General features: G+C 49.0%; 7 protein-coding genes. 3 read left to right on the plus strand and 4 right to left on the minus strand.

All coding sequences use genetic code 11. The features are described from left to right. The first annotated feature begins 64 nt into the window (after window positions 1-64). Window positions 65-2665, plus strand: coding sequence for an ATP-dependent chaperone ClpB (gene clpB / locus ACWHX8_RS07540; RefSeq protein WP_447971340.1), 2601 nt, complete (start codon window positions 65-67; stop codon window positions 2663-2665). A 38-nt stretch (window positions 2666-2703) separates the two neighbouring features. On the opposite strand, the gene ACWHX8_RS07545 is transcribed toward clpB, so the two are convergent. From ACWHX8_RS07545 to ACWHX8_RS07555, 3 genes are read right to left on the minus strand one after another with little or no spacing between them, the layout of a single operon-like run. Next, entirely contained in the window at window positions 2704-3879 is a 1176-nt protein-coding gene (locus tag ACWHX8_RS07545) for a S1C family serine protease (RefSeq protein WP_447971341.1), read from the minus strand. A 35-nt stretch (window positions 3880-3914) separates the two neighbouring features. After that, window positions 3915-4337: a secondary thiamine-phosphate synthase enzyme YjbQ gene (locus ACWHX8_RS07550; protein ID WP_447971342.1), complete on the minus strand. Its 423-nt coding sequence runs from the start codon at window positions 4335-4337 to the stop codon at window positions 3915-3917. Continuing rightward, complete coding sequence (locus tag ACWHX8_RS07555) at window positions 4325-5179, minus strand: hypothetical protein (RefSeq protein ID WP_447971343.1); 855 nt, start codon at window positions 5177-5179, stop codon at window positions 4325-4327. Before ACWHX8_RS07555 ends, ACWHX8_RS07550 begins: the two co-directional genes overlap by 13 nt. 565 nt (window positions 5180-5744) lie before the next feature. Here ACWHX8_RS07555 and ACWHX8_RS07560 point away from each other — a divergent pair. Then, window positions 5745-9080 carry a YhdP family protein gene (locus tag ACWHX8_RS07560; RefSeq protein WP_447971344.1) on the plus strand — a complete coding sequence of 1112 codons (3336 nt, stop codon included), beginning with the start codon at window positions 5745-5747 and terminating at the stop codon, window positions 9078-9080. A gap of 73 nt (window positions 9081-9153) precedes the next feature. Next, window positions 9154-10185, plus strand: coding sequence for an S-methyl-5-thioribose-1-phosphate isomerase (gene mtnA, locus ACWHX8_RS07565; RefSeq protein ID WP_447971345.1), 1032 nt, complete (start codon window positions 9154-9156; stop codon window positions 10183-10185). 74 nt (window positions 10186-10259) lie between these two features. Here mtnA and ACWHX8_RS07570 read toward each other — a convergent pair whose 3' ends face one another. Next, window positions 10260-12719 (minus strand): PAS domain S-box protein, encoded by a 2460-nt coding sequence (locus tag ACWHX8_RS07570; protein WP_447971346.1) that lies wholly within the window; start codon window positions 12717-12719, stop codon window positions 10260-10262. Window positions 12720-12724 lie beyond the last annotated feature (5 nt).

Genomic DNA, 12724 nt, shown 5'->3' on the forward strand with positions numbered 1-12724 from the left:
CAAGAGCAATCATGACGAAAAAGTTGTGGATTAGGAATATTCATGCAATTGAAGAGGTCTCGCGATGGATATGAATACAATGACGATAAAACTGCAGGAAGCTCTTCAAGCCGCCTCTGGCATTGCCATGCGGAGAAACCATCAAGGTGTGGATGTTGAGCATATGTTGTTGGCCTTACTTGAGCAAGAGGGTGGATTAACCAAGCCTATTCTTGAACAAGCTGGCGTATCACCCGTGGCCGTGCAACAAGCTGCGGAGCAGGCTATGAACAAGATCCCGCAAGTGCAAGGCAGTGCGGGGGGGCCTGGCCAGATTCATTTGACGCCTCGGATTGCTTCGGTGCTGGCGCGTGCAGAAGATGAAATGAAAGGCCTTCAGGATGAATATCTGAGTGTTGAGCATGTGTTGTTGGCCATGGTGGAAGAAGGGGGAGTTTTTGGTCCTATTGGCCTCAAACGCGATAAATTGCTGTTGGGCCTTCAGCAGGTGCGTGGAAATCAACGCGTCACTAATCAAGATCCGGAAGGCACGTATCAGTCGCTTGAAAAGTACGGACGGAATCTCACAAAGCTCGCGGAGCAGGGGAAGTTGGACCCTGTGATCGGTCGCGATGAAGAAATTCGCCGTGTCGTCCAAATTTTATCGAGAAGAACCAAAAACAATCCGGTTCTCATTGGAGAGCCGGGGGTTGGGAAAACCGCAATTGTCGAAGGGTTGGCGCAACGAATCGTGAAGGGGGATGTTCCTGAGGGACTGAAGAAAAAGCGCGTCGTGGTTCTTGATATGGGAGCCTTAGTCGCAGGCGCAAAATTTCGTGGTGAATTTGAAGAGCGTCTTAAGGCCGTTCTGAAGGAAATTCAAGCTTCACACGGCCAAATCCTTCTCTTTATTGATGAACTTCATACCGTTGTCGGGGCAGGTGCTGCGGAAGGCTCGATGGATGCTGCGAATTTGTTAAAGCCTATGCTGGCAAGGGGAGAGCTACATTTAATCGGCGCCACGACCTTAAATGAATATCGGAAACATATCGAGAAAGATGCCGCGCTTGAGCGACGGTTCCAAACAGTGCTGGTTGATCAACCGTCCGTCGAAGATACGATTTCTATTTTACGTGGCCTGAATGAACGCTATGAAGTGCATCATGGCGTACGCATAAAAGATGCGGCGCTTGTGGCGGCGGCCAAGCTTTCGCATCGTTACATTGGAGATAGATTCCTTCCTGATAAAGCCATCGATTTGGTGGATGAAGCCGCTGCGCATTTACGGACGGAGATTGACAGTATGCCGGCTGAAATGGATGAACTCTCTCGAAAGGTGATGCAGCTTGAAATTGAACGTGAAGCGTTGAAGAAAGAAACTGACCCAGGAAGCCTGGCTCGTCTGGAACACCTCAATCAGGAGCTGACCGACAAGCAACAGGCGCTTGAACGGCTGCAAACGCAATGGGATACCGAAAAAGCGTCAGTGGGACGACTTCAGGACCTTCGTCAGCAAATGGAGGATGTCAAGCGGGAGATTGAGCTGGCTGAACGGAATTATGATCTGAATCGAGTCGCTGAATTACGATATGGCACACTTCCCCGCATCGAACAGGAACTGCAGGCCGAGGGCGAACACCTTGGGGAAAAGCAGGGAGAGCATCGTTTACTCAACGAAGAAGTGAATGAAGAGGATATTGCTGAAGTTGTGAGCCGGTGGACCGGAATCCCTGTCAGCCGTCTGATGCAGGGAGAGGTTGAAAAATTACTTCGCCTTGGAGACTTACTTCATGAACGGGTGATTGGACAAGAAGAAGGGGTGCACGCGGTAGCGGATGCGGTGTTGCGAGCCCGGTCTGGCTTGAAAGATCCCAATCGACCTATCGGTTCGTTCTTATTCCTCGGCCCAACTGGAGTTGGAAAAACGGAGCTGGCTAGGGCGTTAGCCAGTATCCTCTTTGACGATGAAAGCAATATGATTCGCATTGATATGTCCGAATATATGGAGAAGCATACGACCGCGAGACTCATCGGTGCTCCTCCAGGGTATGTGGGATATGAAGAGGGTGGTCAGTTGACTGAAGCCGTTCGCCGTCGTCCATTCTCCGTGATCCTCTTTGATGAAATTGAGAAGGCGCACCATGATGTGTTCAATGTCTTACTCCAAGTGTTAGATGATGGGAGATTGACCGACTCTCAAGGACGTACGGTAGACTTTAAAAATACCGTTCTGATTATGACATCAAATTTAGGCAGTCAAGAGATTTTGGAAGGACAGGAACAGGGACTCTCGTATGAACAACTGCATGCATTGGTGATGCGAGAAGCGAAGCAGCACTTTCGTCCTGAATTTCTTAATCGTGTTGATGAGACGGTGGTGTTTCATCCTCTGACGACGACGCACTTGAGCCATATTGTGCATATTCAGTTGAATCGGCTTCGTCAACGTTTAGTCGAGCGACGAATGACGATGGATGTGACTGAATCGGCTGTTGCGGAACTTGCCTCACGAGGCTATGACCCCGTGTACGGGGCTCGCCCGCTGAAGCGATTAATTCAACATGACATTGAAACGCCGCTTTCGCGATTAATCGTGAAGGGAGAGTTGAAGGATGGCGATAGTGTCACGGTGGATGTTCAAGACGGTGAAATGATATTCACCACGCACCCCAGGCAGGTGTCATAGGAACGATGATTCCGAACGTGCCGAGTTGCACGTTCGGGCTATTTCATCGCTTGAAGCGTTAAGCTGAGACTTCGTATTTTTCCCTGTCGGCGAATTTGGATTTGTAGACGATCTCCCACTTTATGGCGATCAAGAATGATGGCGAGATCGTCCAAGACTTTAACCGGCTGACCGTCAACTGTGGTAATCACATCCCCCAACCGAATCCGTCCTCCACGCATTTCTCGGGCACTTTGAAGACCCGCCTGGCTGGCTGGCCCCCCCGGTTCGACACGTGCGATCACAAGGCCTTGAATGCCCCAGCGTGCAACAATGGAATCAGGAATCAAGGAAATCCCGAGTCCAGGTCGAATGACTTTCCCATATGTAATGAGTTGCGGGACAATGCGGTTAATGGTATTGACCGGCACCGCAAATCCAATTCCCGCAAATGCACCACTTGGACTGATGATTTGCGTGTTGACCCCGATTAAGCGTCCACCGCTATCGAGTAATGGCCCTCCTGAATTACCGGGATTGATTGCCGCATCGGTTTGGATGACGCCTTCAATGGTTCGTTCATTCAACGACTTAATTGTACGCCCCAAGGCACTGACCACTCCTGTGGTTAAGGTATGATCCAGCCCGAATGGATTGCCAATTGCGAGAACCCGTTGTCCTACCCGTAAATGTTTTGAGTTGCCGACATCAATGGGAATAAATGGTTTCTTGTGATCACGAATATGCAGTACGGCAAGATCATGATCAGGGTCGACGCCAATGACACTGGCTTCGTGAGTTGACTGATCATCCAACACGATCTGTATGGAATCAGCCTGATAGATGACATGGAAGTTTGTGACGATATGACCACGGTCATCCCAGATGAATCCCGACCCTGATCCTTGCGGAACTTCAAAGGTATTGAGTGACCAGAAGTCACGCCGAAGGGCTGTGTTGGTGATGTACACCACTGAACGGCGTGCACGTTCAAAGACCTCAATGGTTTCTAGTTCTTCACGACTTAATGTTGGCGTTGTTGATGCAGCGGTCAAGAGTGACTGGGAGTCGTGAGCCGTAGACTGTGTATCGTACGACACTGACCGTGGGGGCTGTTCAACACCAACGGAGCTCATGGAGACGGAGAGGTCAAACATGAGTACAATCAATATTGCGATTACGGAAATATTCGCATGTCTGTGCAAGGTCTGAGAATCAGGGTGTATTTTGCTCATGATGTACTCTACAACGATTGTCACGCTATTCGGCGTTATTCTCCCATCATTTGCAGGACGATTTCTCGTGTGCGCGCTCGGGTGTCAAAATCTATGAGGACGATTTGTTGCCAGGTGCCAAGTGTAAGGATGTGATTGACAAAAGGAACCGTTACGAATGGGCCCTGCAGTTGACCGCGAAGGTGGCTGTGTCCATTATCTTCACCGGGGTTTTTGGTGTTGTGTGCCCAGTTCGGGTCTGGGGGAATTAATTGATCCCAAATGCGAGTGGTATCACTCCTGATCCCTGGTTCATCTTCAATAATCATCACCGATGCGGTTGTATGTTTGACAAAGATCGTGAGCGTTCCGGCTTGAAGTCCAGACAGTTTGAGCGTTTCTTGGATTGAGTGTGTGATGTTTTCAATATGTGTCCGGCCATTCATCCTGTACTGCAAGAATTCTGTTACGACTGGCATAGGCTCAGGTCTTTCTGAAGGGTTTGGATATACCGCACGTCTCGTTGGGTAAATGGTTTTCCCCGTGCATCTGTTAATATTTTTATAAACGATGTCCGAGTCATGAGTTGTTGAATGACGGTCAGTACGCGTTCGCTCACAATGCCTTGGTCGTGTAATTGTTGAAGGTAGCGAAAGGCTTCTCGCACACTTTCGTGTGAACGCGTATAGTAATCACGACCTCGTTGCCTATTATTGTAGGCTTCGAGCTGTTCGCAGGCGACTAATGTTTCTGCTAGCTGGCGAACCCATCGTGATGCATGTTGTAATTTTTCAGGATAATAATAGTAGAGCATGATCAGTTCCATCCATGGGGCCCATGTGATGCCCATGCGTGTTAGTTCAGGCTTCACGACTCGTAACTGTTTTCGTAACCGTCGAGCAAACCCCAGTCGCATTTCAATTTGTGCGGTGGTCCAGGCATCCAAGGGAATATGTTGTCGTTCAAGCTCATGTCCGTATCGCTCAAGAAACGCTTCGGTTTCGTGTCCATAGGGAGTGTGCGGGTACAATGTTCGCCATTCGCGTGGCCGAGTAGGAATTCCGCGAGTTTTGGCCCATGACCAAATTTTTCCAAATAACGGTTGATCCAGTCCCGCACGACCGAGGTCATGCAGAAGACAGGCAATTTCATACTGCTTGATTCGGGCAATTGGATGTCCAAGCTGTGTGGCGACTGCTTTACACAATGACGCGGTTCGCCGTGCATGATATTTATCATATCCGGGAATGATGACATGTGGTTTCAGCGGGTGTGGATAGTCGTAAAACTTGAGAAGTTTCTTGCTGAGGGCAGTGCCCACATAGTTTCCTGTCTTCGTATGATGCGAGGGGTGAGCTTGATGTGTGTTGATAGGACGGTGATTTTCGCCGGAAGGCCTTCGAATGGGCATTACGATCATGCAATGTATTGGTGGAATTATTGAAGAATATCGACACCCTGTAGGCATGTCAAGTTGGAATTTGTTGGGCTCACGAGGTGTTGTCCCTTCTCTTGGGCTCTGATTGGTGAAACGGCATTCATTGGCAGCGGTTCAGCGGTCTGCTGTTTTCGTTTCCAGTCCTACAGACAGCAGGACTGAATTCTTTGACGTATAATAGAGTGAATGATATCTGAGTGCGAATTACGGGGTGTTGGAATCTGCAGGAGTTGAGCAATCCTATCGCGTTTTTTGAAGAAGACTCTTTGCCCATGTATGTCAGAAGTTTCTTGTTTCCTTTCTACCTCTGATACAGTGACGCTCAGTCTTCATGGATGTGATGACCGTGTCTCTTTTTATTGGCGGGTAGGTGATACTGTGCTCTCGAGTCATGTCTCAGATGGTGTAGGCTAATCGTGTCTATCTTGGAACAGGAATTGGACTTTTAGTGAAGCGTCGATTCTCTCAAATCGCTGCTGGCGGCGGTCTTCTTGTGATTGTCGTATTCGGCGCATTTATGATCCTCCCGTTTTTTGTGAATCCGACGTACTTTACCGGCATGGCCTTTGACTATATGCAGCGTACCTTGGGGCCACATCTGACGGTTGGGCAGGCACGTGTGTTGTTGTGGCCGTATCCTCATGTCGAAGTGTCAGACGTGATCGTGAAGGAGCATCCAGATGCGCACGCGTTCTTTCGTGCCACACGGATGAGTCTAGATCTGAAAATTTTCCCGCTTCTTCGTCAAGAATTTGTTGTCAAAAAACTCTTTATTGAACAGCCAGAGATGGAGGTCAAGCGAGATCGTGATGGGCAATGGAGACTGTTCCAGTCTGCCCGGACATCCTTGAATGATTCGGTGTTTGCTGATCTGTTTTTGGTTGAAGAAGTGGTGATTGCAGATGGACGTCTCACTTTTATTGATGAATCACCTCGCGAAGCCGCGCGAGGCGTGGTCTTTGAAAACGTGATGCTGTCATTCGTTGGTCAGGAGCCTGATATGTTTTCGGCCACGATTGAAGCATCTGGACGAATTCGACAGACGACTCGGGCCTCCGTATTTTTCTTTGAAGGTCTTGTCAATTGTAGTCCCTCAGAGGATTCGCAAGCTGTCTTTCAATTTGCGAATGTTCCACAAGTCGTAAAAATGAATGGCAAGATGCAGGTTCGCGATTTGGATGTTGGGCAGGTCACAGACTTTTTTACTCTTCAATCCAAAGGGCTCAACGATCTTGGGTTAGCACATATTGATAGTCAGGTGACATTGATGCCGGGTCAAGTGGGATATGAATTGACGTTGCCTGAATTGCATATTGAAAGTCAGGCAGGCTCTCTGTCCGGCAATGCCAATATTTCTGGATTGCTCGCATCGGGAGATCTGACCATGTATGCAAGTGTCGAATCGACGCCGTTTTCCTTGAAGATGGTGCAGGCCATTATTCCCAAGCAACGATTGCCAGCAACGCTTTTGCCCCTCTGGGAGGACGCGGAGCTTGGAGGAACTATTCAAGTGCGGCAGGCGACGATCGCGGGTTCCACTCGTCCAGATGTGGGGGTTTCTGTCGTTGGCACGTTTCAGCTTGTGCAAAGTTATTGGAAGCATCAAACTGGCAAGCCGGAACTAGACGCCATGAATGGTGAAATCGTCGTGGAGCCCGATCGAATTCGACTTATTGATTTTAGTGGAGTGTATGATGCTCTCCCGATTCACTTGGCTCATGGAGTCATCTTATTTAAGGATTCCGGTCCATGGATCGAACTCGATCTTCACAGTCAGATTGAGGCCAGTCAGATTACTGAAGTCATTGGGCAGTTGACGTCTTCTACACAGGCTCAAGGCTATCTTGCGCGTCTCACGGGAGTTGAAGGACTTGGAAATTTACATATGCAATTCGCTGGACAGTTGGACAGTCCCGAAGGGGTGAAGTTCCGATCCGGTGAATATGAACCTCAGGAGCTTACGTGGCGTGTGCCAGGGTTGCCCGAGCCAATGGTTCTCCAAAAAGGACGTTTTGTCTTTTCCGTGAACGACATACAATTTGATGAGGTTGAGGGAGTGATTGGCGACAGTCCATTTCGCGTACAGGGGACAATTCGTACGGCTCGGCAGCCGGTATTTGAACAATTCAGGGGTGAGGTCACGTTGCGACAGGAATTGTTACATTCCCTTCTTCGTCAGTCAACGCAATTTCAAGAGGTGACGATGAACGGAGAGGTTGGTCTTCGGGTTGAATTATCCGGACTCATTGACGCTCCGAAACTCAAAGGGCGATTCGACTTACTCGACTCATCGCTTCAGTGGCCACGTGTCATGAAAAAGCCGCGTGGTGTACGAGGAGCGCTCAGTTTCGATCTCGGTGTTCATCAAAATGGAAATCTGGTCATTCATCAGGCTGAGTTGTCTATTCTTCCACTTCGACTTTCTGTTCGGGCCAATGTGCGAGTCAATCCTACCGTTGAAGTTCATGGTCGAGTGAACACCGGGCCGATCAATCTGGGTCTCCTCCCTGAAGGGGTCATGGTTGGTAATCGAATCTTACGTGCGGGGATTCTCGAAGTGTCATTAGATGTTCGGGGCCGTGGTCTGAATTGGTCACAATGGAGCCCCCAAGGCTGGATTGCGTTGACCGATGGTGTGGTCAAGGCTCGTGATTTACCCACCCCAATCACCAATTTGTTGTTTCGTCTCAAAGTGAGTCCAACCTTTGCAGAGGTAAAACGCTTTGAATTAAAAATGGAGAAGAGTGACATTCATCTGACGGGAACGGTCAAACATTGGAGAGATAAGCCTGAGATTGATGTGGTGCTTGAGTCATCTCATTTTGATATTGATTTATTGATTCCCAAGGGCCAAGGTTCGACGTTTCGCGATTGGCTGGCAGATTTAGCGGGAACGAGTACAGTCATGGGAAACATCCATATTGATCATCCAACGTATAAAAAGTTAGAAGCTGAAAACCTGTCAGGCATTCTAAAAATTCGGGATAGTTTGGTGACACTCGATCGAATTCGAAGTCAAGCCTACGGTCAACCTATTGCCGGTCGGGTCTTCATTCATCTTCCCAAGGAGCGACCGGTGGCCATTCGTTCGTCGTTTCATTTGAAAGGCTTGCCGTTTGATCATATTCAGCAGTCCTTCGAACATGAAGATCGTCTGATTACCGGGAAACTTTCCGTTCGTGGAATGGTGCAGGGGCATGGGCGAAATCCGAGAGGTGTCATGGCGACCTTGAATGGAAATATGGATGTCGTGATGGAGCAGGGACATGTTAAGAAAGGGACCGTCTTACCGCAAATTGTATCTCTCTTGAATCTTCCGAAGGTTTTGCGTGGTAAAGTTGACTTGCACCGTGATGGGTTTCCGTTCACGAAAATGACGGGCACATTGAATATTCAAGATGGGATCATCTCATCGGACAATGTCATTGTCGACAGTCCAATTATGAAAATGACTACCGCTGGGACGTTTGATATGGTATCGGATCAATTGGATGTGGCCACGGCGGTGAGTCCGTTTGGTCAACATGCCGATTTTTTAAGAAATATCCCCTTGTTTGATCGAATAGGTGTGGGATCGAACAAGGGAATAGTGACGGCATTATTCCATGTACGGGGTTCCATCACGACTCCCGATGTTCGTTATAAGCCTTTGGAGTCATTTTCCGAGGGGATAACGGGATTTTCTCAACAGGCGCTTGATACGCTTCGCACCTCGATGATCGTGCCAACTGCTGAGCAAGATGTTGAAGCCCAAAATCTTGAACAACACCGTTCTGTGGAATAACGCGTATGTCTGACCTCGTCACACTTCATGTGATTGTCGCGAATGACTTTTTATTCAAGACCAAAAAGGATACATGATGATTCCGACTGTTGAATGGGGACAAAATTCAGTGAAAATCCTCGATCAGAGTTTGTTGCCTGAAAAGGTTGAGGTGCTGGTATGTGACGACTATCAATCGGTTGTACAAGCCATCCGAGATCTCAAAGTGCGAGGAGCCCCGGCAATTGGAGTCACTGCCGCCTTGGGTTTGGCTTTGGGGGCGCAGAGTATCACGGCCTCATCATTTGCAGAGTTCCAAGCAGCGTTTCAGGTGATGTGTGACCGCATGAGGGATGCACGTCCAACGGCTGTCAATTTATTCTGGGCTATTGATCGAATGAAACGGTTCGTGCTTGAAAGAAAAGACAAGCCACTCGCATGGCTCCAGCAACAGGTGATTCATGAAGCGCAGACTATTTTAGACGAAGACATACAAATGAATCAGGCCATCGGTGACTTTGGGGCAGCATTAATCAAGGATGGCCAAACCATTCTCACTCACTGTAATGCCGGAGCGTTGGCAACGGCTGGCTATGGAACGGCCTTAGGTGTCATTCGGTCTGCCTGGAAAACCAAGAAAGGCATTCGAGTGATTGCCGATGAGACCCGTCCGGTCTTACAAGGAGCCCGGTTGACGGCGTGGGAACTTCAGCAGGATGGAATTCCGACAACGCTGATTACGGATAATGCCGCCGGGTCTCTCATGAAACAGGGACGGATTCACCTGTGTGTGGTTGGCGCCGATCGCATTGCTGCCAATGGCGATGTGGCCAATAAGATTGGAACGTATTCCGTGGCTGTCCTAGCCAAAGTGCATGGCATTCCATTTTATGTCGCGGCTCCATCATCGACCATTGATATGACCATGACATCCGGGGAGCAGATCCCTATTGAGCAACGATCTTCCTCGGAAGTGACGACGCTTCACAGTGTTCGGTCCATTGCACCGGAAGGAATTGAGGTGTTGAATCCAGCCTTTGATGTGACGCCTGCAGAATATATTACAGGAATCATCACTGACCGTGGGGTGGTCGCCCCACGCAATATTGGGACGATTGTTGCGTAGGATGGTGTCAGTAGATAGTTGATTGTACCTTCTCAACGTGGCTGACATGCACACTACGAGATTCGCGTTGATTGCTAGAGAAGGATTTGACTGAGGACTTTTGAGAGATCTATGAGATTATAGGGCTTCGCGATAACGCCTTTGAACCCGAAATTTTCCGGGTTGGCCAAGACCGGGTCGTTACAGTATCCACTCGACACGACCGCTAAGACATTCGGGTCCATTTCCTGTAAGCAGCGAACCGTTTCTTTACCTCCCATGCCACCGGGAATGGTTAAGTCGATAATCGCAAGGACAAAAGGGGTTTGTTGGTGTAGTGCTGTTTGGTAATGCTGAATCGCATCATGTCCGTCATTGGCATAGGTGACGTCGTAGCCCAAGTGCTCGAGCATTTTCCCCAGAATATCGCGAATCTCGATTTCATCGTCCATAATCAAGATGCGTCCCGATCCGGTAATCAAGGCTTCTTCTTCTTCCTGCGCTTCAATGAGCATAGTTTTGGCCGCTGGAATGTATAAGAGGAAGGTCGTTCCAACGCCAAGCTCAGAGTTGACTGTAATGTGTCCATCATGGCGTTTCATGATGGAATACGTTGTGGCAAGTCCAAGGCCACTCCCTTTTTGTTTGGTGGTAAAGTACGGATCAAAGATTTTACTCACATACTCCGAGGAAATTCCAATACCTTGATCCTGTATGGTGACCACGACGTATCGTCCGGGATTGACTGGAAGACTTGTTGTCGACTCAATGTCGGTGTTACGTGCCTCGACGGTAATGACGCCGCCATTCGGCATGGCTTGGTCGGCATTAATGACTAAGTTCTGGATCACTTGGCTCATCTGGCCTTCATCGACTTCTACTGCCCACAGATCATGAGGTAAATGCAGTTCGCATTTGACATTGGATCCACGTAAGGCAAATTCGACTGTGTCGGTGATGAACGTGGAAATCGACGCGACATTTTTAATCGGCGCTCCCCCTTTGGCAAAGGTGAGCAGTTGTTTTGTCAAGTCTCGAGCCCGCAGACAGGCTTTTTCTGCTGCGGTCAATCGTTCCACTATACTGGCATCAGCAGGCGCTTGCTGTTTTGTGGCGAGCATTTTTGAGAGTCCCACGTTGGCAAAGACCGATGTCAAGATATTGTTAAAGTCATGGGCAATGCCTCCGGCTAACACACCCACCGACTCAAGTTTTGTGGCACGTAACCGTTCTTCTTCTGCATGTTTTCGTTCGGTAATATCTCGGGCATCAATGACCACGAGAATATTTCCGGTCGTCGTTCTAAAGGGTTTCGTATGGCTTTCAAACCAACGCCACTCTTCAGTGTGGTGCCGGAGGCGACAGACCATTTCTCCGGATTCGAGAATTCTCACTTTTTGTTCGAATTCATCAGCAAGACGTGCACGTTCATCCGGATGGACAAAATCAAAAAAACTTTTTCCGAGCAGTTCATTCACGTGATACCCTAAGACATGGCTACAGTTGGGACTGAGGTACAGGCATGTTCCTGAAGGGGTGGTCTCGAAGATTAAGTCATACGAATTTTCAACGATGGCACGATAACGTTCCTCGCTGTCCCGCAAGGCTTCTTCCGCACGTTTTCGTTCTAATTCACTCGCTGCCCGAACGGCGAATAACGGGATAATCGACTGGGCAATTTGAATATTGCGGAGAGGGCGTGTGCCGAGCGCGATGACTATCCCGACAATCTGTCCCGCCGTTCCGATGAGCGGACTGCCGATATAACTGGCAATGTTCCATTGAGCAAGAAGCGGATCGGTCGGAAAGTCGTGTTGCGCCGTATTGGTCCAATTAGAATATTTGCTTTTCAAAATACGGCTACCAAACGTTTGAGAAATATCCAAAGAAAAATTTTCAAGAAAGCTACCGTTTGCCCATGCAGCGACGGTGTGTGCCTGCTGTTTATCTGCACCGGGAAATTCAGCGAGTATGGCATATTCAACATCCAAGGCATTCGAGAGATCTTTGACAAGAGATCGAAAAAACGCCACGCTGCCCGCAGCAGGGGCCCCTTGCGCGATATCGCGAAGCGCTTCTTCCACGCGTTTTTGGTCGGTAATGTCCTTCACGACAGAAATGGCCCCCCACTGCTCGCCTGCGCGGTCATAGAGGGGGTAGCAGGACACTAAAAACCAGCCTTTTAGACACGAGAGCCATGTTTCCATGACGACAGACAAGGCTCCCGCGAGTACGGTTTCCCACGGCGGAAGTTCCTTGAGTTGGATTGTTCCGTAGTACGGAATACGATAGTCCAGTCCAATAAGATTTGGATGGACCGATTCAAAGTACTCCGTAACGGCTTTATTGGCCCACAAAATAATGCCGGTTCGATCTAAGATGATGATCTGATCGGAGAGTGCATTAAAGGCCTGTTCCCATTCTTCTCCAGCGGTATGCTGTTGTAGGAAGTCAGGCCGCTGAGGATTGAGAGAGTTAGTTGACGGCTTGGAGGAGGTATCGATGCTTTGGGACTCGTGGAGAGGAGTGGGGTGTGGCGAATCGACCTCTTTCATGACGT

The organism is Nitrospira sp. M1 (assembly GCF_965152605.1).

Excerpts from the sequence above, each read along its gene's own strand:
- ACWHX8_RS07550 (WP_447971342.1), bottom strand. The coding sequence starts at position 4,337 with ATGCCAGTCGTAACAGAATTCTTGCAGTACAGGATGAATGGCCGGACA.
- ACWHX8_RS07570 (WP_447971346.1), bottom strand. The coding sequence starts at position 12,719 with ATGAAAGAGGTCGATTCGCCACACCCCACTCCTCTCCACGAGTCCCAA.
- ACWHX8_RS07545 (WP_447971341.1), bottom strand. The coding sequence starts at position 3,879 with ATGAGCAAAATACACCCTGATTCTCAGACCTTGCACAGACATGCGAAT.
- mtnA (WP_447971345.1), top strand. The coding sequence starts at position 9,154 with ATGATGATTCCGACTGTTGAATGGGGACAAAATTCAGTGAAAATCCTC.
- clpB (WP_447971340.1), top strand. The coding sequence starts at position 65 with ATGGATATGAATACAATGACGATAAAACTGCAGGAAGCTCTTCAAGCC.